Here is a 20,996-nt window from a genome sequence, read left to right on the forward strand (position 1 = left end):
GAGGACCGCGAAGCGGATGACCGGTGCCCTCGCGGCGCTGGCCGCCGTCGTGGGTCTCAGTTCTCTGGCGACTCCCGGGGCGCATGCCGCGGACAACCCCTACGAGCGCGGCCCCGCCCCCACCACGTCGAGCATCGAGGCGGCACGCGGTTCGTACAGCGTGTCCCAGACGACCGTCTCCTCGCTGTCGGTCACCGGCTTCGGCGGCGGAACCGTGTACTACCCGACGAGCACCAGCGACGGCACGTTCGGAGCGGTGGCGATCTCCCCCGGGTACACCGCCAGCCAGTCCTCGATCTCGTGGCTGGGCCCACGGCTGGCCTCCCAGGGCTTCGTCGTCTTCACCATCGACACCCTGACGACCCTGGACCAGCCCGACTCGCGCGGCCGTCAGCTGCTGGCCGCGCTGGACTACCTCACCGGGCGCAGCAGCGTACGCACCCGGATCGACAGCAGCCGGCTCGCGGTGGCGGGGCACTCGATGGGTGGCGGCGGCAGCCTCGAAGCCGCCAAGTCCCGCCCGGGCCTCCAAGCGGCGATCCCGCTGACCCCCTGGAACACCGACAAGTCCTGGCCCGAGGTCAGCACACCCACCCTGATCTTCGGCGCGGACGGTGACACGATCGCCCCCGTCGCCTCGCACGCGGAGCCGTTCTACGGAAGCCTGCCGTCGTCCACCGACAAGGCGTACCTGGAACTCAACAGCGCGACGCACTTCACGCCGAACTCGTCCGACACGACGATCGCGAAGTACAGCATTTCCTGGCTCAAGCGGTTCGTGGACAACGACACCCGCTACGAGCAGTTCCTCTGCCCGCTGCCGCGGCCGAGCCTGACCATCGATGAGTACCGGGGCAACTGCCCGCACACCTCTTGAGGTCGGCACCCCGATAAGCAGCCGGTGGGCGGTCGTGTGGGGAACACGGCCGCCCATCGGCGCTGTTCGGGTGCGGCCGTGCGGGTCGGCTGTGCGCCTGCGATTGCGCGCGTGCGGCTGTGCGGGTGCACAGATCTGCGGTGACGGCGTTGGGCGGACGTACACGGGAATCCCGGCCCTAGACCGTGTCGGCGCAGGTGGGAGAGGGAAACCGCGTGACGGGAGTCGCCGGAGGGAGCGCTTCCGCCTCTCGCCGCGCGAAAGTAACGTCACAGGGATGACCGGACGGACGAACGCGCCCCAGTCTCCCCCACCGCGGTCCCCCGCACCGCAGCCGCCCCCACCGCGATCACTTCCGCTGCACGGCCGGAGCGCGGAACTCACCGCCCTGGACGCCGTGTTGGACCTGTCCGCCGCGGACGCCCCGGTGCTCGTACTGACCGGGGATCCGGGCCTCGGCCGTACCGCGCTGATCACCTGGGCGGCCCGCTCCTTCACGGCCGGACCCGTGCTGCGCGTACGGGCCAGTCGTGCGGAGTCCGCATTGCCACTGAGCGGAGTGCACGCGCTGCGGTGTGCCGCGGGCGCACTGCCGGGAGGGCGGAGCGTCGGCGTTCCGGACGCCGGGGCGGCACCGGAACGGCTGCTCCGATCGCTGAGCGCCGCCGCCGCGGGCTCGCCCCTGCTGGTGTGCGTCGACGACGCGCACCTGTGGGACGCTCCCTCACGGGCCGCCCTGGGCTTCGCCGCCCGGCGCCTGCCCGCGACCGGGCCGGTGCGCCTGCTCCTCACGGTCGCCGGGCAGCACACGGCCGATCCCGACTTCGCCGCACTGCCCGTCCTGACGCTCGCACCGCTGTCCTCGTCCGCCATGGACGCGCTGCTCGACGACACGGCGTGCGGGCCCGTCGACCCGGCCGTCCGCGCGGAGCTGCTGGACGAGGCCGAAGGCAATCCGGCCCTGCTGCGCGCCCTGGTGGCGGGGCTGTCCCCCGCGGAGCTGTCCGGCGAACACCGGCTGCCGTGGCCGTCGGCCGACACCGAAGCGCTGCGGAGTGTGGTCGGCGCGCATCTGGCGGGGTACTCCGCCGCCGCGGGCGAACTCCTCCTGCTGGTGGCGGCCGCGCACGAGCACGATCCCGAGGGCGCCGACGCCGACCTGGTCCGCGGGGCGGCGGCACGGCTCGACCGGGCACCGGCCGCACTCGGTCCGGACCGGCTCCCGGACGTCCTGGTGCTGTCCGGCGGCCGGTTCCGCTTCACCAGTTCCCTGGTCCGCAGAGCCGTGCGTGCCTGTGCTTCTCCCGACCGGCGGCGCGCCGCGCACCGGGCGCTCGCCTCCGTTCTGGAGAGCGAGGGGCACGGGCTCGTCGCGCTGCTCCATCGGGCCTGGTCGGTCGCCGGGTACGCCCCGCCGATGGCGGATCAGCTGTCCGCCGCCGCGGCGGACCCGCGCGTCGTCGCGTCGGGCGCTCAGCGTTCGGCGGCGTACGCCCGGGCCGCGGAGCTGACGGCGGACGGGTGCGAGCGGGCGGAGCACCTGACCGCGGCGGCCGGGCAGGCGCTGCTCGCGGGCCGGGCGCGGGTGGCCCGCCGGTTGATCGGCCGGGCCCGCGACGGCGCGCTTCCCGCCGTCGTCCGGGGCCGTTCGGCCTGGGTGCGGGGAATCCTCGCGTTGCGTGACGGCCCCGCGGCCGACGCCGGTGAGACCCTGCTGCTCGGCCACGCCCTGCTCGCCGACGACGATCCCGCGCACGCCCTGCTCGCGGGGCTCGCCGCCGCGGAGGCCGCCTGGGCCACAGGGGACGCCGTCGCCTGTCTGCGGGCGCTGGACGCGGCGGACCGTACCGCGTCGGCGACGTCGACGACCGGGGCGATCGTGCACGGCCGCGCGGTCGCGGAACGGCCGGCCGTCCCCGTCGCCCCGTCGCGGGCCACCACCGTCGCCCACTCAGCCACCCGTTCCGGGGTCCCGTCCTCGGCGGCCCCCGCCACCCAACCGGACAGCCTGCCGCGGGACTACCTGCACGGCATGCGGGCGATGCTGGAACGGGACTTCGGCCGGGCCATCCCCCGGCTGCGACGCGTGGTCGAACACGCCTGGGAGGAGGACGGGCCGGAGCGGCTTCTCTGGTCGGGCGCGGCGGCCCTCCTCCTGGGGGATGTGCCCGCCGCCTGCCGGATCGGCGCGCGGACCCTCGCGGCGGCCCGCTCCAGGGGCCCGGAGGCATCCGTGCCCCGGGCACTGGAGCTGCTGGCCTACGCGGAGTTGAGGACGGGGCAGCACGCGCGGGCCCGGGCACACGCGGAGGAGGGACTGCGCACCGCCCACCGTTACGGGCAGAGCAACGTGGCCGCCCACCACCATGCCGTGCTGGCCCTGGCGGCTTCGATCGCGGACGAGTCGACGCTCGTCGCGCACCATGCGGGCGCCGCGCTGAGCACCGCACGGCGGCACGGGCTGATGCAGGCCACGACCCTCGCCGAATGGGCTTCGGGCCGCGCCGACCTGGGGCGCGGGCGTCCCTTCGAGGCGGCTGCCCGGCTCGGCCCGCTGGTCCACCCGGGCCCGGACGGCGGCCACTTCGCCGTACGCATGCTGGTCATGCCCTGCTATGTGGAGGCCGCGGTGCTCGCCGGACAGCGGGAGGACGCGCGCGCCGTCGTCGAGGAGTTCGCGCTGTGGGCGCACTTCGGCGCGGATGCGCAGGCACCCGCCCAACTCGCCCGGTGCCGGGCACTGGTGGCCGACGCGGACCGGGCCGACGCGTTGTACGAGGACGCCCTCGCCCTGCACGCACAGGCGGGCGGCGACTTCGAGCAGGCGCGTACGCAGCTGTTGTACGGCAAGTGGCTGCGCAGGCGGCGCAGGCTCCGGGAGGCAGGCGGCTGTCTGCGGGCCGCGCTGGTCGCCTTCGAGCGCTGCGGCGCCCGTATCTGGGCGGACCAGGCGCGTGCCGAACTGAGGGCGAACGGGGCGGCTCCGGCCGCGGCGCGGGCCGGTGCGCTGGAAGGCCTCACCCCGCAGCAGCTGCGGATCGCGCGCTGTGTCGCCGAGGGTGCCACGAACCGGGAGGTGGCGCTGCGCCTGGCCGTGAGCACCCGCACGGTGGACTACCACCTGCGGAAGGTGTTCGCCGTGCTCGGGGTGCGCTCACGGGTGGAACTGTCCCGGATGGTCGAACAGACGGACCGGAACGGGACGTGTCCTGCCTGAGCGGCCCGCCTTATGACAGGACGGCGCGTCACGGCAGGACGGCGCGTCACGGCAGGATGGAGTCGACGTATCCGCCGTCGACCCGCAGCGCGCCCCCCGTGGTGGCCGACGCCTGGTCGGAGCTGAGGTAGACGACCATGTTCGCGATCTCCTCCGGCTCGATCAGCCGCTGCAGCAGGGACTGCGGTCGGTGCTCCTTCATGAAGGCACGCTGGGCCTCGTCCCAGGGAAGGTCACGGTCGACGAGCCCGTACACGAAGTCCTCGACCCCTCCCGTGTGCGTGGGGCCGGCGATGACCGAGTTCACGGTGACGCCGGTGCCCGCCGCCTGCTTCGCGAAGCCGCGGCTCACCGCGAGCAGGGCGGTCTTCGACATGCCGTAGTGGATCATTTCCGCGGGGATGACCACCGCCGAGTCGCTGGCGATGTTCTGGATGCGCCCCCAGCCCCGCTCCGTCATGCCTGGCAGGTAAGAGCGGATCAGTCGCACGGCCGCCAGCACATTGACCTCGAAGTAGCGGCGCCATTCGTCGTCGGTGATCTCCAGCGGGTCCGCGGACCCGAAGATCCCGAGGTTGTTGACGAGAATGTCCACCCGCGGCAGGGCGTCCACCACCTGCGCGGCCCCTTCTTCGGTGGTCACGTCGGCCGCCACGGGCACCACGTCCGCGCCGGGCACGTCCTTGGCCAGTTGGGCCGCGCTCTCCTCGGCACGCTGTTCGCTCCGGCCGTTCACGGCGACACGGGCGCCGGCCCGCGCGAGACCGGCGGCGATCGCCGCGCCGATTCCCTGGGTGGACCCGGTGACCAGTGCCGTGCGGCCGGTCAGATCGATGCGCATCTCAGACGCCCCTTCCTCTGCGTTCGTCGGCCGGGTACCCATTCAGCCACTCCTGCAACAAGGGACGCCTGCTCAGAACCCCCAGATGGTCGCCAGATCATCGCTTCGGCGGAGACGGGCGGTTCGGCCGTCGCGCGAGTTGCCCTCCTGGCAGCCGGACGAGACGGCGGGAATTACCTCGCCGACGCGCCAGGAGGGCGGGGCCGGAACCACGAACGATGTCGGCGATGCGGCTCCGGCCGGCCTCGGCAGTCGGTCGGGGCTCGGGGGCCGGGAGCCTGCGGTGCGGCCGAGAACCCGACCGCGCCTGCGCCGAGCCTAGAGGAGGAGGGGCGATGATCGGAAGCAAGGCCGGTGACATGGCTGGGGGTGACCACGGGCGCGGATGCCCCGGCGGGTGGCGGAGCCCGTGTGCCAGGCCCGGTTCACCGTCGACCGACGTGGCGGCCGGGATTCCTCGACAGGGTGCCGGGGCACCGGCGCTCGGGTTCGGGTCGGTCGGGTTCGGGTCGGTCGGGTTCGGGTCGGTCGGGTTCGGGTCGGTCGGGTTCGGGTCGGTCGGGTTCGGGTCGGTCGGTCAGCTTTCGAGGAGGGCGATGCGGATGGCGCGTTCCACGTGTGCGGCGGTGTTGGCGTGTCCGTCGGCGTTGGGGTGGACCAGCGTGATCCGCTTGTTGATGACACGGCAGTCCAGCGGAGTGCCGGGGAGGTTGCCGGGCCAGTAGTCCTCGGCGTCTCCGCAGATTCCCTCGACCCACTTGGTGTCGGCCGGCTGGCAGGCGTCGTGGCCCACGCTGGAGGAGTACACGTCGACGTAACGGTCGCCGAAGAAGTCCGAGACCTGCCTGATCGTGTTGTTCAGCGGCTTGAGGACGTCGTCACGGAGCCAGTCGACATCCGCGTGGGCGATCGAGCCGAGCTCGCTGAGGGAGAGGCGGTTGCAGGCGCTGCCCTCCTCCGGCAGAACGGCCGGGTAGCCGACCGTGACCACCTTGGCGTTGGGCGCGGCCTGATGCACGTCGGCCAGCATGTGGATGTACTCGTCCTGGACCCGGGCGAGCTTGTCCTGGATGCTCTCCTCCCCCTCGGGCGGATCGGTGTAGTGGTCGCGGCAGGACGTGCCGGTCGCACCCTGGGTGAGGCAGGTGAGGAGCATGCCGCCGAAGGGCAGGCTGTTGCCGCCGACGCCGATGGTGACGACGTCGGTCCGGTCGTTCAGGCCGGCCCGCTTGATCTGCGGGTCCACCGCGGGCCAGCCGCCGGCGGGTGGCCGGACGGGGCTGATCGGCGTCTGACGGGCGTCGGCGATGTCGGAGATGGTGGCGTTGCCGCAGCTGACGTTGGTCAGATGGACGTACCTGCCCGGCGGGAACTCGTCCAGCTCCCGCTCGACGACGCCGGGATAGGCGTCGGCGGTACGGTCGCAGCCGTCCCGCGACGCGTCACCCAGTGCGGGCTGCGGGGCTCCGACGAACCCTCCGGCGGTGTACGAGTCGCCCAGCGCGGCCCACTCGTACGGGTCGGCCGCGCCGGCTGAGCCCGAGGGCGCGAGCACGGCCACGATCAGCGCGAGTCCGACGGCCAGTGCTCGCTTTCGCGGGCGGGAGACCGGGTGTCGCATGGATCCTCCAGGATCTGCAAGAGACGCCCGGGCCGGAACGTGAGCCAGGGCGCGAAGCACCTCGGCCAAGAGCATCCACGCCGCTGGTCGGCCCCTTTCGACGAATGGCGTCCACCACCCCCCGATCGAGCTAATAGATCAGATCTTCGCGCCACCGCCGGACACCGCCGGACCTCTCCCCGATCGCGACGCGCTTTTCGAGTTGACGCCGTCGCTCCGTGCGGGGTTACGGAGTCAGCACGATCCGGCCGAAGACCTCGCCTGCGTCCATCTTCCGGTGGGCCGGCACCGCCTGGTCCAGCGGCAGCAGCTCGTGCACGACCGTCTGCAGCTCACCGCGGACCGCGGCGGCGAACTGTTCGCTCCGCACGGCATGCCGGTCGGCCGAGGCGACGGTGTCCGCGCTGAAGGTGGCGAAGGACAGCGACTTGCGGAACGCGGCCATCAGCTTCGTGCCGAAGTCAGCCGGTGGCTGGCCCGCCACGACACCGACGGCGACCAAGCGGCCGTTCGGGTTGAGCCTGTCAAAGAACGACGGCATGTCGTCACCGGCGACGATGTCGATGATGACGTCGTAGCCGGCGGGAGTGTCCTGTCCGCCCTCGCCCAAGCGGTCCAGTACATGGGTCGCGCCCAACTGGCGCAGCCGCGCGCCGCGTTCGGCCGACGACGTGGTGACCGCCACCGCGGCGGCACCGCCCCGGGCCGCCAACTGGACGGTCATGATGCCGATGCTGCCGGCCGCGCCACGCACCAGGACCGCCTCGCCGGCGGCGAAACGGGCATGCGCCAGCGCGTGGTGCGCGACGACTCCGGAGCTGCCGAGCGTCACCGCGTCGACGGCGGAGAGGTCATCGGGGAGGGGATGAATCTCCTGCACCGGGACGACGGCCTGTTCGACATAGCCGCCGCCCGTACCGGTGAACCCCCACACCCGTCGGCCGATCCATGACGTGTCGACGCCGTCACCCACCGCGGTGACCGTGCCCGCCACCTCGCTGCCGGGGACATGCCCCTCCTTGAATCCGTAGGCGGCCAGCGCGCCGCTTCGGATCACGGCGTCGACGCCGCCGACGCCCACCGCCTCCACGGCGATCACCACTTCCCCGGCGGCCGGTACGGGTGCGGGCAGGTCGACCACGGCCAGCCCTTCGGGGCCTCCGTACGTCCGGATCTCAATTGCCTTCAATGCCGTCTCCACCTGCTCGGACCGATGCGCCGCACCCTGATGACCCGGGCGGCTGCTTCCACCTCCCGGACGTTAACGGACGCCCCCGTCCACTTGGGTAAAGTGAGAGGGGTGACCGGTCATTTGCCTCACACCCTGCGCTCCGACGCCCTGGACAACCGCGAACGCATCCTCGACGCGGCCAGGAGACTGTTCGCGACCGAGGGCCTGGACGTGCCGATGCGGGAGATCGCCCGGCGCGCCGCCGTCGGACCCGCCACCCTGTACCGCCGCTTCCCGACCAAGCAGGCGCTGGTCACCGCGGTCTTCGCGGACCAGTTGCGCGCCTGCCGTGACATCGTCGACGAGGGGTGCGCCGATCCCGATCCCTGGCGGGGCTTCTGCCAGGTGATCGAGAAGGTCTGTGAACTGCACGCCCGCGACCGGGGATTCACCGAAGCCTTCATGTCCACGTTTCCTGGCGCGACGGACGTGGACGCGGGCCGTGAGTACACGGTGCGAGCGGTCGCCGGACTGGCCCGGCGCGCCAAGGAGGCCGGGCGCCTGCGTCCCGACTTCGTCCTGGACGACCTCGTTCTCATGCTCATGGCCAACAAGGGGATCCACACCGCCTCGGCCGCGGCCCAGGTCATGGCCTCCCGGCGTTTCGCGGGGTTCGTCATCCAGGCCTTCGAGGCCTGCCCACGGCATGCGCCGCTGCCGCCGGCGGCGCGGCTGGCATCCGCGGAGCCCGATGACAGCTGACGGCACCTGACCACACCTGGCCGCTACATGCGGCGAGCCGCTCATGGCGTGTCCGGGGCCGCCAGTTCGAAGTCGGCGCGGGGTGTCGCCACCCCGTTGATCTGCAGGGAGATCGCGTGCGGCCCGGGATGGTAGCGGCGCGTGGTGATCGGCCGGAACGAATGCTCCCGTGCGATGTCGATCCGCTCGCCCGGTGCGAGGGTGCGGGTGGTGAGCTTGAAGGTCTTGCCGGTCTGCCCACCATTGGCCTTGCGATGGTGCACGACGTAATCGATCGTCAGCCGCGCCTGGACGTCCCCCGCGTTGCGGATCGAGGCCGTGAAGCGGACCGTGCCGCCGAACGGCACGGTGTCCCCGTCCAGTTCGGGTCCCTCGACCTCCAGGGTCGCGGGAGCGAAACCGAGCAGTTCCAGGGCACCGGGGTGGCCCCGCTTGACCAGGGTGCGCAGCCCGTGGCGCACCAGGCGCTCAGTGGTGGCGGCGGGGCTCGCCAGCCAGCGGCGGGCCGTGTCGACGACGACTTCGGGATGGTCACGGCTGAGGTCGTTGAGATGGTTGGCGACCGAGCGGCGTACGTACTCGCTCTCGTCGCGGTACAGGGCGTCCAGGATGGGCACGGTCACCGCGGGACGGGCCAGGATGTCCGGGACCCGTACCGCCCAGGGAAGGTAGGGGCGGGTGCCTTCGGAAGCCAGCCTGCGCACGTCGGCGTCGGCCGACCCGGTCCAGGCGCCCACGACGATGCCGAGGGCCCGGTCGAGATCGTGCCGCAGCAGGGTCCTGATGGCGAACTCCGAGGACAGACGCCCGGTAAGGCTCGCGAGAAGGTCCATCGCGTCGTCGAAGGCCGCCGCCCCGCCCTCCTGTACGGCGCGGGTGGCGAGAGCGCTGGTGACCGGCCAGATCAGCCAACCGGTGAACTGCGGCGCGTCGTCGCGGGCCGTACGTACTGTCCGGGCCAGCGCCGCGTAGTCGCCCGGAAGGTCCGCGAGCAGCGCGTCGCGCAGCAGATCGGCGCGCTCCCGCAGGGACAAGGGGTCGATCAGCCCGGGCGCCGCGCGCAACGCCGTGAGTTCGGCATCCGGGGCGGCGGCCTGAACGGCGCGGGTGAGGCTCTGAACGGTGTGGCGACCGATGAGTTCGTCGGCGAACGGCATGGCAGTCCCTCTGTCAGGCTGTCGGGCTGTCGGGCGGGGTGCTGCGGGACGCTGGTGAGCCGCCGGCACGGCGAGGGCACGGACACGGATCGGACAGGGGACGGTTACGGGTCGGGCCTGGGACGGTTACGGGTCGGACAGGGCGATGCGGGCCGTTATCCGTTTCCCGACCGGCTCCCGGTGGATCTGCAGGTCCTGGGCCACGGCCTTGACGATCTCCAGGCCGTGCTGTCCGACCCTGCCCGCGTCGGCGGCATGCGCCTCGGGGACCGTCGGGTCGCTGTCCCACACGATGACGTCCACGGTCTCGGAGGTGACCCGAAGCTCCATCAGCGCGGGACCGGGAGCGTACTTGCAGGCATTGGTGACCAGCTCGCTGACCACCAGCTGGGTCAGATCCATCACGCGGGCGGTCACGGCGCAGTGCTGCTCGGTGCGGACCCGTTCGAGGAAGGCCGCGGCGTGATGGCGGGCATCGGCGATGCATCCGTCGTCCCCGCCTATGGCGTAGCCGGTCTGCATCATGTGTCTGTCCGACCCCGTACAGCCGTCACCGTCGTCGTGGCGTCCCACCGGCATCGCCCTCATTCTCCGTTCACAGGCGCTCCGCTACCCGTCGTCCCGTCATTCATGCATCGTACAAATGTGCTCTCCGGCACAGCTGTGTGGGTGCGGGAGGTGGAGCGTTCGGGCACAATGGCCGGGCACCTCGTGGCCGGGGCGAGTCCGGACACACCACCGCAGTCGAGGAGACGGTGACCCCCATTCAGAGCGTGGATCAGCCAGGGCGGCTCTCCGTCGAGCACTCCCGGATCGGCGACATCCGTGTCGTGACGGTACGGGGCGAGATCGACCACACCGTCAAGGACATGCTGGGCAAGGCCCTGCTGTCGCCCGACAGCGCGACGCATCCGCGGACGGTGGTCGACCTCAGCGGGGTGACCTTCATGGACTCCAGCGGGATCAGCGTCTTCATCGGCGCGTACCAGGCTGTGAGTGGCACACAGGGCTGGCTACGCATCGCCGGTGCCCAGGAATCCGTGCTGCGGATCCTGCAGATCGTCGGGATGGACACGTTGATCAGTTGCCACCCCACCGTCGAACAGGCCGTGAACGCCTGACAGCCCGACCGCCCGACCGCCTGACTGCCTGACTGCCCGACCGCCTGTCCGGGACCTTCTCCGGCCGGAACTCTCCGCAGAAGAGCGGACCGGGTGCGCCACGTAGCATGCGTGGCATGTCGGACGCATCGCCTCGGCCGGAGCCGTTCACCCCGTACACCGAGCCCGCGGCGCTCGAAGACCTCCGTACGCGGTTGCGGGCGACACGCTGGCCGGACGCGCCCGAGGACGCCGGATGGTCGCTCGGGACCGAAGTCGACTACCTCCGTGAACTCGTCGCCCACTGGGCGGACGGGTTCGACTGGCCGGCGCAGGAGGCCGCGCTCGCCCGGCTGCCCCGCTTCCGCGTCCGGCTCGGCGGCCTGGGCATCCACTTCGTGCACGCCCGGGCTGTCGCTCCGGCCGGCCCCGTACTGCCCCTGGTACTCAGCCACGGCTGGCCGGACTCCTTCTGGCGTTACTCGAAGGTCGTCCCGTTGCTGACCGATCCCGGTGCGCACGGCGCCGACCCCGCCGACGCGTTCGACGTGGTCGTGCCGGACATGCCGGGCTACGGCTACTCGGACCGCCCCACCGGCCCCCCGCTGGACTCCATCGGTGTCGCCGCCCTGTGGGCCGAACTCATGGATGTCCTCGGCTACGCGCGGTTCGGCGCGGCGGGCGGGGACATCGGCAGCCACGTGAGCCGCTATCTCGCACTCGACCACCCCGACCGGGTCGTGGCCGTCCACCGCATGGACGGCGGGCTGCCCGTGTTCACCGGCGACCCGGCCGAACTCACCCCGGAGGAGCGCGCGTGGTTCGCGAACGCCGCGGCATGGGGCGCGAGCGAGGGTGCCTACGGCGCCATGCACCGCACGAGGCCCCAGACCGCCGCCGCCGGACTCAACGACTCACCGACCGGGCTCGCCGCGTGGATCGTCGAGAAGCTGCGGGCGTGGAGCGACTGCGACGGCGATCTGGAGCGGAGCTTCACGAAGGACGAGATCCTCACGAACGTCACCCTCTACTGGCTCACGGGGACGATCGGCTCGTCGATGCGTATGTACAACGCCAACGGCGCGCTCCCGCCCGAGCAGCTCACCCGCCGGGTCGAGGTGCCCTCCGGTTTCTCGCTCTTCCAGGGCGACATCGTCCGCCCGCCGAGGGCATGGCTGGAACGCACGACGAATGCCGTGTACGTGAACGAGCCCGCGCGCGGTGGGCACTTCGCACCGTTCGAGGAGCCCGAGCTCTACGCGCAGGAACTGCGGACGTTCTTCCGTCCGTACCGGGCGGCGGCAGCGGCGAAGAACTGAAAACCCTGCCAGCCGCAGATGCCGTAGCCGCGCGGGCTGCCCGCTGTCACAGGCGGCGGCCGGCCCGCCGCGCGTCGGGCCGCGGGTAGGGTCGGTCGGTATGATCGTCGCTCGTTCCGTCGCCCTGTTCGCCGTCGCCGCCCTCTTCGAGATCGGCGGCGCCTGGTTGGTGTGGCAGGGCGTCCGCGAGCACAAGGGCTGGATCTGGATCGGCGCCGGCGTCATCGCCCTCGGTCTCTACGGCCTCGTCGCCACCTTCCAGTCCGACGACGACTTCGGGCGCATCCTCGCCGCCTATGGCGGGGTCTTCGTCGCGGGATCGATCGCGTGGGGCATGGTCGCCGACGGCTACCGCCCCGACCGTTACGACATCATCGGCGCCGTGGTCTGCCTCACGGGCATGGCGGTGATCATGTACGCTCCCCGCTCCCACTGACTCCGGACACCCGCTGTTGTCCGGCCGAGAGCAGGTCGCGGCCCGCGGCCGAGGTCAGCGCTGTCGCACCGCCGACGGCGACACTCAGCGCGTATCTTCTCCGGCCCCGCCGAATCGGTCCATGGCCCCACCCTCGCCGTCGGCGGCAGGGTGGGGCCATGGACAGAGATCCCCGGTGACAGGGCGGAAGTGCTGCCGGGGTTTCAGGAGCCGGTCGCGGCCCCGGCCCTGTCCTTGTCCGGATCGGCCGGACCCCCTGCGCCCTTCTTGGCGAGTGCCTTGTTGCGGCGTACGGAGGACAGGAAGGACCAGCCGATCAGGACGACGCCGACGAGACCGGTGATCACCTCGTTGATCTCGTACTGGATGGTGACGAGGAGGATGACGGACAGGGCGCCGATGGCGTAGTGGGCGCCGTGCTCCAGGTAGACGTAGTCGTCGAGGGTGCCCTGGCGGACCAGGTACACGGTGAGCGAACGGACGTACATCGCGCCGGTGCCGAGGCCCAGCGCCATCAGGACGATGTCGTTGGTGATGGCGAAGGCGCCGATCACCCCGTCGAAGGAGAAGGACGCGTCCAGGACTTCGAGGTAGAGGAACATGAAGAACGCGGCCTTGCCGGCCAGGACGACCGCGGAACGGGGCCCGCCACTGCGTTCGGCCTCTCCCTGCGCCTCCTGCTCGCGTTCCTCGTCCTCTTCGATCCGGTTCTCGAAGTGACCCGAGAGACCGCCCACGATCATGTACGTGACCAGGCCCGCGATACCGGAGAGCAGGACCGTCTCCGCCTTGTCGGCGTGCACACCGCCGTGCTGGTGGGCATGGGCCGCGAAGGTAAGGGAGGCGATCAGCAGGACGATCAGGGCGATGCAGACCGACAGCATGTCGACCTTGCCGAGCTTGGCGAGCGGTCGCTCCAGCCAGCCGAGCCATTTGATGTCCCGGTCCTCGAAGATGAAGTCGAGGAAGATCATCAACAGGAAGATGCCACCGAAGGCCGCGATCGACGGGTGGGCGTCGGTGACCAGTTGCTGGTAGCGGTCCTTGTCCGTGAGGGCGAGGTCGACGGCTTCGATCGGGCCCATGGAGGCGCTGACCGCCACGATGACGACGGGGAAGACCAGTCGCATGCCGAACACGGCGATGAGGACACCGACGGTGAGGAAGATCTTCTGCCAGAAGGCACTCATCTTCTTCAGGATTCCGGCGTTGACGACCGCGTTGTCGAACGACAGGGAGATTTCGAGGATGGCGAGGATCGCCACGATGCCGAAGCCGGTCCACCCTCCGTAGAAGACCGCTGCGACCAGGGCGAGCGCGGTGACCGCGAACGACCAGCCGAAGGTTTTCAAAAGCACTGGTTACCCCATCGTGTGGTGGGGGCCGTGGGCCCCGTTGCGCTGTTGTGTGGTGGGCGGTGTCCGCGTGGTGCGTGGGAGGTGACGGGCACGTCGATGGTACCCACGGAGCCCTTGCTGTTCTCGCGGTGATTCACGGGGGTTGTTGCGGTGATTCTCAGGCGCTCCCGCGATGATGCGCGCCAGGGCCGGACGGAGGCCTGATCAGGACGGGTCAGGATGGGTCAGGACCGTGCAAGGACCTGACCAGGCCCCGGTGTCAGTCGGCCACCACCGTCTCGGGATCGTCCGCCTGGGTGCCGACGCGAAGCCACCGGTATCCGTAGGCGGGCAGCTCGACTTGGAACAGCCCGTCGTCGGGCACCGTGAGACCGGCGTGCCCCTCGTCGAGCAGATCCGTCAGCCTCCCGCCCGGCCCGGCCTCGGACAGCCGCAGCCGTACGGTGACCGGTTCGCCGGCGAAGTTGTGCACCGCCAGAACGGTCCCGCCGGTGGTGCGGCCGACATGCGCGAGGACCGACCTCTCCCCCGTGTCGACCAGTCCGTGTTCGCCCCAGGCCAGCTCGGGTGCCTCCCGGTAGCGCTCGGCGAACAGCCGGATACGGCTCAGCAGCGAGCCCGGATCGCGGCTCTGCTCGTACACGTTGACCTTCTGGCAGCCGAACGCGCCCTCCACCAGCGGGTTGGGGAACGCGTCAGGGCCGGCGGTGGAGAAGCCCGCGCCCGCTTCCGGAGTCCACTGCATGGGCGTGCGCACGGCCTGGCGTCCCTCGGCCGCCAGGTTCTCCCCCATGCCGATCTCCTCGCCGTAGAAGAGGACGGGGGTGCCCGGCAGGGTGAACAGCAGGCTGTAGGCGAGTTCGACGCGGCGACGGTCGCCGTCGACCATGGGCGGCAGCCTGCGGCGCAGCCCCCGGTCGTACAGCTGCATGTCCTTCTCGGGGCCGAAGGACGCGAACACCTCGGCCCGTTCGGCGTCGCTCAGTTTGTCGAGGGTCAGCTCGTCGTGGTTGCGCACGAACGTGGCCCAGTGGGCGTCCCGCGGTGCGGCAGGCCGTTCCCGCAGTGCGGCGGCCAGCGGTCCGGCGTCCTCGCGCGCCATGGACAGGTACATCTGCTGCATCGCGACGAAGTCGAAGCACATGGTGAGTTCGTCGCCGCGGTCCGAGTCGGGGTCGCCGAAGAACCGGGCGAGGCCGTCGTAGGGCAGATTGACCTCGCCGAGCAGGATCGACTCGCCGTTGCGGCGGCCGAGGAAGGCGCGGAGATCGGCGAGGTACTCGTGCGGGTCGGGCAGCGCTCCGGCGTCGTCCTGTCCGTCGGTCTCCAGCAGGAAGGGCACGGCGTCGACGCGGAAGCCGGACAGTCCGAGCTGTGTCCAGAAGCCCATGACTCGGGCTATCTCCTCGCGGACCTCGGGGTTGGCGACGTTGAGGTCGGGCTGCTGCTTGTAGAAACGGTGCAGGTAGTACTGGCCGCTGCCCTTGTCGTACTCCCACAGGCTGTCCTCCGCGTCGGGGAAGACCACGCCCTCGGGGCCGTCCTCGGGCGGCTCGTCCGCCCAGACGTACCAGTCGCGGTGGGCGGAGTCGCGGCCGGAGCGGGCGTCCTTGAACCACGGGTGGTCCTCGGAGGTGTGGTTGACGACGAGGTCGGCGATCACCCGGATGCCGCGGTCCCGGGCGGTGCGGACGAATTCGGTGAAGTCGCCGAGGGTGCCCAGGCGCGGGTCGACGCCGTAGAAGTCCGTGATGTCGTATCCGTCGTCGCGTTCGCGGGTCGGATAGAACGGCATGAGCCATACGCAGGTCACACCGAGGCGCGCCAGATGGTCGATGCGCTGGGTGAGGCCCGCGAAGTCACCGGTCCCGTCGCCGTTCCCGTCCTGGTAGGTCTCGACGTCCAGGCAGTACACGACCGCGTTCTTCCACCACAGGTCGGAGGTACGGGTCAGACGCATCGGTACTCCTTCGCCGTGGCGGGCAGGGGGCGCGTGACGTCGAGCCGCGGCAGCACCTCGGCGGCGAACGCGTCGATGAACGGGCCCTGCGCACGGCCCACGTGGTGGAGCATCACGGCGTCGAAGCCCAGCTCGGCGTACTCCTGCAGCCAGGCGGTGTGCCGGCCCAGGTCGGAGGAGATGTTGACGGTCTCGGCCACCCGGTCGGGGGTGACGTGCTCGCTGACGGTGTCGAACAGCTCCGCGGAGTCCAGGTCCCAACTGGCCGGGGGCCCGTGCACGTTGGTGCGCCACTGGTCGTGCGCCAGCGCCACCGCCTCCTCCTCGCCGGGCGCCCAGCTCAGGTGCGCCTGGAGGTGCAGGGGGCCTCGGCCGCCCGCGTCGCGGTACGCGCCGACGATCTCGCGCAGCTGCTCCCTGGGGGCGTTGACCGTGATCAGGCCGTCGGCCCATTCGGCGCACCAGGCGGCGGTGGCCGTGCTGCAGGCGGCTCCGATCAGCGGCGGGACCTCGGGCGGCAGGGTCCACAGCCGGGCCCGGTCGACGGTGACCAGGCCGTCGTGGCTGACCTCCTCACCCTGGAGCAGTGCGCGGATGATCTCTACGCATTCCCGCAGGCGTGCGTTGCGGACGTCCTTGCGGGGCCAGCCCGCTCCGGTGATGTGCTCGTTCGAGGCCTCGCCGCTGCCGAGCGCCACCCAGAACCTGCCCGGGTACATGGCGGCGAGACTGGAGACGGCCTGGGCGACGATCGCGGGGTGGTAGCGCTGGCCCGGCGCGTTCACGACGCCGAACGGCATCCGGTCGGTGGCCTGGAGGGCGGCTCCGAGCCACGACCAGGCGAACCCGGACTCCCCCTGACGGACGCTCCACGGGGAGAAGTGGTCCGAGCACATGGCGGCGGTGAAGCCCTTGCGTTCCGCGTGCACCACGGCGTCGAGCAGGTCCGCGGGCGGCACCTGTTCGTGCGAGGCGTGTAATCCGTAGACGGTCATGCCACGGCGGGTACCCCTCGGACGGCCCCTCACCGAAGTGATGGGCGCACGCCGCGAATTGGCGTGCGCCCCACCTCGGTACGCCCCGGGACCGCCCGGGTTCTACGTCACCTTCCCGGCACCGGACCTTCCCGGCACCGGCACGGATGCGCTCGTCACCCGGCCTCGGTGCGCTCCCGGATCTCCTCCGGGGTCAGATACGCGTTCGTGTACTCGAAGTCCCGCAGCGTCGCGGGCGTACGCGACTGGAACCCGGTGCGTACGAAATCGTCGCCGGCCAGAGCGTTCAGCACCCAGTTCGTCGCCACCCTGGCCTTCGCCACGTTGGTGCGCAGCGCCCCCCAGTGGTAGCCGCGGGCGGCGACCAGGGCGGGCAGGCCGCGCAGCTCGACGCCGAGCGGCTTGGACACGGCGTCGAAGCCACCGAGGTCGACGACGAGTCCCAGGTCCTTGTGGACGTACGGCGTCATCCGCTGCCCGCGCAGCGAGGCGATGACGTTGTCGGCGACGTGCTTGCCCTGGCGCATCGCGTGCTGGGCGGTCGGCGGGCAGACGGCGCCCTCCACGTCCTTGGCCTCGTCCGGTACGGCGGCGGCGTCACCGAGTGCGAAGACGCCGTCGTGACCGCGCAGGGACATCTCCGAGCTGACCGCGAGGCGGCCCTTGATCGTCTCGGCGCCCAGGGTCGCGATGAGCGGGCTGGCCGCGACTCCGGCTGTCCAGATCAGCGTGTGCGTCGGGATCACCCGGCCGTCGGTGAAGGTGACCTCGTCGGGGCCCGCCTTCTCGATGGACACGCCCAGTGAGACGTCGATGCCCCGCCTGCGCAGGATCTGCAGGGCGCTGTCGCCGAGTTTGTCGCCCAGTTCGGGCATCAGCTTCGGTGCGATGTCGATCAGATGCCACTTGATCAGCTTCGGGTCGAGCCTCGGGTAGCGCTTGATGGCGTTGTGCGTCAGGCGCTGCAGGCACGCGGCCGTCTCGGTACCGGCGTAGCCGCCGCCGACCACCACGAACTGGAGCCGGGCCGCCCGCTCGGCCTCGTCGTGGCTGGCGTCGGCGATGTCGAGCTGCGAGATCACATGGTCACGGACGTACGCGGCCTCGGCGAGCGTCTTCATGCCGCGGGCGTGGTCGACGAGACCCGGGATGTCGAAGGTACGGGTGACGCTGCCCGGTGCCAGCACGATCTGGTCGTACCGCTCGTTGACGATCTCGCCCGTGATCTTGCGGACGACGCAGACCTTGGCCTTCACGTCCACACCGATGGCACCGCCGGGAATGATGCGGGTGCGGTACCTGCGGCTGCGGCGCAGCGACACGGCGATCGACTGGGGGGTGAGCACCCCCGAGGCGACCTGCGGCAGCAGTGGCAGGTAGAGCTGGTAGGAGAACGGTGTCACCAGCGCCAGGTCGGCCTCGTCGGGTCCCAGCTTGCGCTCCAGGCGGCGGACGCACTCCACTCCCGCGAAGCCCGCTCCCACCACCAAGATCTTCGGTCGTACCACGATGTTCATCCCTTTCACCGGCCGCGTACTGTCGGGCTTCCCCCACTCCCCTGTGCCCCCGAGTCCCCTCATCGCACATGGTGATCCCTCAACGAGACGAGCCGACGTACCTCCTGCGTCCGGCGAGTCGGCCTCCGGCAGAGAAGGACAGGGCAGGGCAGACGCGGGCAAAGGGAAGAAAGGAAGCGCCCGTCAGTGGCCGTGCCCCTTGCGCAGCTGCTTCAGGACGGCGACCGCCATGGCCGCCTCGCCCTTGGCGTTGGGGTGTGCCGGGGCCGCGGGCGAGGCCGGTTGCAGGGGCTCGATCCAGCGGACCGCCGGGGCCTTGCACATGTCGTGCTCGATCGTGGGCCCGTACGTGTCGACGTATTCCGCGTGGTTCAGCTTCGCCACCGCACGCATCATCAGGTTGAGGCGCTTACCGGTGTCGCGCAGATAGGGGAAGTCCTTCGCCGCGAACGGTACCGATGGGTAGCAGCCGCTGCCGTCCTCCGGCAGGAGATTCGGGTAGCCGACGACGAGCACGCGCGCGTGCGGCGCCCTGGCGTGCACGGCCCGCAGTACGGCGGCGATCTTGGGAGCGGTGTCGAGGATCTTCAGCGTCAGCTGGTCGGCGCCGGACGACGACGTGTAGTGACGCTGACACGGATTCCCCGAAAGGTCCTGCGCACTCACCTGCGCGCAGGTGCCGATGACGGAGCCGAACCCGAAGTCGTTGCCGCCGATCTGGACGGTCACCAGGTCGGTGCCCCGCTGCAGGGCGTTGAGCTGCGGAGGGTTGGTGCCCTGGGCCTTCCACATGTGCTCCGTCGTGGCGCCGCCGCAGCTCACGTCCTTGAACGTGGACACTTTTCGCTCCGCGGCGACGAGTGAGGGGTAGTTGCGGTCGGAACGCGCGCAGTTCGCGTCCACCTGCTTCGGTATGAGCGGGCCGGAGGTGTAGGAGTCGCCCAGCGCGGCGTAGTCCGTACCTTTGCCGTGCCCGCCGCCGTGCCCTGCGCCATGGCCGCCGTGTGCCGCGACGGGTGCCGCGGAGGCGACGACGAGGGCGCAGCCGCTGACGGCTGCCGCCATGGCGGTCGCCCGGCGGCGGTTCGATGCGGGCCTGTCGTACTGGGTGCGACGGTTCATCGAGGTTCCCCCTGGGGTCCGGACGGCGCGTGACTGCCCTTGTATACCGGCCAGTTCAGTCCGGGACCAGTGGTGGGGGGCCCTGGTGTTGTCGTCTGCGGCGCCGTCGTGGCCGAGCGCGCAGTTCCCCGCGCCCCTAAAAACGGGGCTGCGCCCCTGCTTTTCGCCCTTCAGGGGCGCGGGGAACTGCGCGGCCGGCCACGACGGCGTCGCACCCTCTAGACGCCGAACTCCGTGGGCGACAGCCCCAGCGCCGTGCACGCCTCACGAATCACGTACTGCTCGGACGCCTCGAACTGACCGTCGGCGCCCGCGACCACCATGCCGGTCTGGACGACCGCGCGGGCCTCCGTCGGCTTCTTGGCCGCCTTCGCGATGTCCCGCAGCGCCTCGGCCTTGCCCTGTTCGAAGTTGGCCGTGAGCCGGTCCACGTGCTGGTTGAAGCGCTGACGCAGTTGGTCCGCGGGGAAGTTCTGCAGCACCTCGTTCGAGGCGATCAGCTCCTCCACACGCTGCCGCTCCGCCGGGTCGACCCGCCCGTCGGCCGCGGCCACCAGGGCGCACATCGCCATGCTGGCGTCCCGGTAGGAGCCGCTCTTCAGCTCTGCCTTCGCCGACGCGAGCTGGGACTTGAACAGCCCGAGCAGCTGAGTCTTCGAGCCACCGGAGGAGCCCGAGGAACCGGCGGAGGACGAGCCGGGCGCATGGCCACCGTGCTGTCCCTGACCCGTCCCTCCCCCGCCGCTCCGGGACTGCTGGAGGTTCTTCGCCTGCTCCTTGAGCCGGTCGAACATCGCCACTACTGCCACCTCGGCTTCTGCTGTTACCTGTGCGCGGTTGATTCCTGCACGCGGTCCGTCAGATGAACGGATGCCGCGTCCGGAGAGGTTCCCGATTGGCAAAGGTAACGTAAAAAGATCATGTGCAGGGCCGAGACGGGCGAACCCGGTCTACCCGACGGGCGCCAGCAGCGTCGTACGGCCTCCGAGCGCGACGGAGAACTGGTCCGTGACCTGGGCCAGGGCCTCCGCAGCACCCGGCGCGACGGTCAGGCTGCCGTCGTCCCCGGCGGTGATGTCCTTGTCGAGCGTGAACCAGCCCTGGACGATGTGCGCGGCCCCCATGGAACTCAGCACCGGGCGCAGCGCGTAGTCGATGGCCAGGACGTGGGCCGTGCTGCCGCCGGTGGCGAGCGGCAGTACCGTCTTGCCGGCCAGGGCGTACTGCGGGAGCAGGTCCAGCAGAGACTTCAGCAGTCCGGAATAGGCGGCCTTGTAGACGGGGGTGCCGATCACCACTCCGTCCACCTGCTCGAACAGTGCCGTGGCCTCGACGACGGCCGGGTGCCGGAAGTCGGCACCGAGCAGTGCTTCGGCGGGCAGGGTGCGCACCTCCAGGGAAATGACGTCGTGACCCTGGTCCCGTAGCCGGCCGTCCAGGTGGCGCAGGAGTCGCGTGGTGCGGGAGGTGGCCGAAGGGCTTCCGGAGACGGACAGAATCGCGGCCATGAGGCGACCTTTCAGGATTCGGGGTTCGGACGTGG

General features: G+C 71.0%; 18 protein-coding genes. 6 read left to right on the top strand and 12 right to left on the bottom strand.

Annotated elements, in window-relative coordinates; translation table 11 throughout:
• The first annotated feature begins 16 nt into the window (after positions 1-16).
• Both ACH4DZ_RS02175 and ACH4DZ_RS02180 read left to right on the top strand, forming a co-directional pair.
• Positions 17-877: an alpha/beta hydrolase family protein gene (locus ACH4DZ_RS02175; protein ID WP_398285446.1), complete on the top strand. Its 861-nt coding sequence runs from the start codon at positions 17-19 to the stop codon at positions 875-877.
• Between the two features lie 277 nt (positions 878-1,154).
• Complete coding sequence (locus ACH4DZ_RS02180; protein WP_398284973.1) at positions 1,155-4,094, top strand: LuxR C-terminal-related transcriptional regulator; 2,940 nt, start codon at positions 1,155-1,157, stop codon at positions 4,092-4,094.
• 46 nt (positions 4,095-4,140) lie between these two features.
• Here the strand turns inward: ACH4DZ_RS02180 and ACH4DZ_RS02185 are convergent, their stop codons facing one another.
• The 3 genes from ACH4DZ_RS02185 to ACH4DZ_RS02195 form a co-directional block, all read right to left on the bottom strand.
• Positions 4,141-4,935, bottom strand: a complete 795-nt coding sequence (locus ACH4DZ_RS02185; RefSeq protein WP_398284974.1) for an SDR family NAD(P)-dependent oxidoreductase — start codon at positions 4,933-4,935, stop codon at positions 4,141-4,143.
• 577 nt (positions 4,936-5,512) lie between these two features.
• Positions 5,513-6,556 (bottom strand): SGNH/GDSL hydrolase family protein, encoded by a 1,044-nt coding sequence (locus ACH4DZ_RS02190; protein WP_398284975.1) that lies wholly within the window; start codon positions 6,554-6,556, stop codon positions 5,513-5,515.
• Positions 6,557-6,782: 226 nt separating this feature from the next.
• Positions 6,783-7,745, bottom strand: coding sequence for a zinc-binding dehydrogenase (locus ACH4DZ_RS02195; protein WP_398284976.1), 963 nt, complete (start codon positions 7,743-7,745; stop codon positions 6,783-6,785).
• A gap of 111 nt (positions 7,746-7,856) precedes the next feature.
• On the opposite strand from ACH4DZ_RS02195, the gene ACH4DZ_RS02200 reads away from it, so the two are divergent.
• Positions 7,857-8,489 carry a TetR/AcrR family transcriptional regulator gene (locus ACH4DZ_RS02200; protein WP_398284977.1) on the top strand — a complete coding sequence of 211 codons (633 nt, stop codon included), beginning with the start codon at positions 7,857-7,859 and terminating at the stop codon, positions 8,487-8,489.
• A gap of 41 nt (positions 8,490-8,530) precedes the next feature.
• On the opposite strand, the gene ACH4DZ_RS02205 is transcribed toward ACH4DZ_RS02200, so the two are convergent.
• Entirely contained in the window at positions 8,531-9,646 is a 1,116-nt protein-coding gene (locus ACH4DZ_RS02205) for a DNA alkylation repair protein (protein ID WP_398284978.1), read from the bottom strand.
• A 126-nt stretch (positions 9,647-9,772) separates the two neighbouring features.
• Positions 9,773-10,225: an ATP-binding protein gene (locus tag ACH4DZ_RS02210; protein ID WP_398284979.1), complete on the bottom strand. Its 453-nt coding sequence runs from the start codon at positions 10,223-10,225 to the stop codon at positions 9,773-9,775.
• Positions 10,226-10,401: 176 nt separating this feature from the next.
• Between ACH4DZ_RS02210 and ACH4DZ_RS02215 the strand changes: the two genes are divergently transcribed.
• From ACH4DZ_RS02215 to ACH4DZ_RS02225, 3 genes are all read left to right on the top strand, one after another.
• The gene (locus ACH4DZ_RS02215; RefSeq protein WP_398284980.1) at positions 10,402-10,767 is read left to right on the top strand and encodes an STAS domain-containing protein; all 366 of its coding nucleotides are present in this window, start codon (positions 10,402-10,404) and stop codon (positions 10,765-10,767) included.
• A 116-nt stretch (positions 10,768-10,883) separates the two neighbouring features.
• Positions 10,884-12,065 carry an epoxide hydrolase family protein gene (locus tag ACH4DZ_RS02220; protein ID WP_398284981.1) on the top strand — a complete coding sequence of 394 codons (1,182 nt, stop codon included), beginning with the start codon at positions 10,884-10,886 and terminating at the stop codon, positions 12,063-12,065.
• Positions 12,066-12,165: 100 nt separating this feature from the next.
• Positions 12,166-12,501 carry a YnfA family protein gene (locus ACH4DZ_RS02225; protein WP_398284982.1) on the top strand — a complete coding sequence of 112 codons (336 nt, stop codon included), beginning with the start codon at positions 12,166-12,168 and terminating at the stop codon, positions 12,499-12,501.
• Between the two features lie 203 nt (positions 12,502-12,704).
• On the opposite strand, the gene ACH4DZ_RS02230 is transcribed toward ACH4DZ_RS02225, so the two are convergent.
• The 7 genes from ACH4DZ_RS02230 to ssuE all read right to left on the bottom strand — a co-directional run bounded on the left by ACH4DZ_RS02230 (position 12,705) and on the right by ssuE (position 20,961).
• Positions 12,705-13,859: a DUF475 domain-containing protein gene (locus tag ACH4DZ_RS02230; RefSeq protein ID WP_398284983.1), complete on the bottom strand. Its 1,155-nt coding sequence runs from the start codon at positions 13,857-13,859 to the stop codon at positions 12,705-12,707.
• A 259-nt stretch (positions 13,860-14,118) separates the two neighbouring features.
• Positions 14,119-15,819: an alpha-amylase family protein gene (locus tag ACH4DZ_RS02235; protein WP_398284984.1), complete on the bottom strand. Its 1,701-nt coding sequence runs from the start codon at positions 15,817-15,819 to the stop codon at positions 14,119-14,121.
• Positions 15,810-16,814: a TIGR03885 family FMN-dependent LLM class oxidoreductase gene (locus tag ACH4DZ_RS02240; protein WP_398284985.1), complete on the bottom strand. Its 1,005-nt coding sequence runs from the start codon at positions 16,812-16,814 to the stop codon at positions 15,810-15,812. The genes ACH4DZ_RS02235 and ACH4DZ_RS02240 overlap by 10 nt, the downstream gene beginning before the upstream one ends.
• A 155-nt stretch (positions 16,815-16,969) precedes the next feature.
• Positions 16,970-18,331, bottom strand: a complete 1,362-nt coding sequence (locus ACH4DZ_RS02245) for an NAD(P)/FAD-dependent oxidoreductase (RefSeq protein WP_398284986.1) — start codon at positions 18,329-18,331, stop codon at positions 16,970-16,972.
• A 183-nt stretch (positions 18,332-18,514) separates the two neighbouring features.
• Entirely contained in the window at positions 18,515-19,453 is a 939-nt protein-coding gene (locus ACH4DZ_RS02250; RefSeq protein WP_398284987.1) for an SGNH/GDSL hydrolase family protein, read from the bottom strand.
• Positions 19,454-19,671: 218 nt separating this feature from the next.
• Entirely contained in the window at positions 19,672-20,253 is a 582-nt protein-coding gene (locus ACH4DZ_RS02255) for a tellurite resistance TerB family protein (protein ID WP_398284988.1), read from the bottom strand.
• Positions 20,254-20,403: 150 nt separating this feature from the next.
• Positions 20,404-20,961 carry an NADPH-dependent FMN reductase gene (gene ssuE, locus ACH4DZ_RS02260; protein WP_398284989.1) on the bottom strand — a complete coding sequence of 186 codons (558 nt, stop codon included), beginning with the start codon at positions 20,959-20,961 and terminating at the stop codon, positions 20,404-20,406.
• Positions 20,962-20,996: the final 35 nt, after the last annotated feature.

The organism is Streptomyces sp. NPDC017991 (genome assembly GCF_044328075.1).
GTDB lineage: Bacteria > Actinomycetota > Actinomycetes > Streptomycetales > Streptomycetaceae > Streptomyces.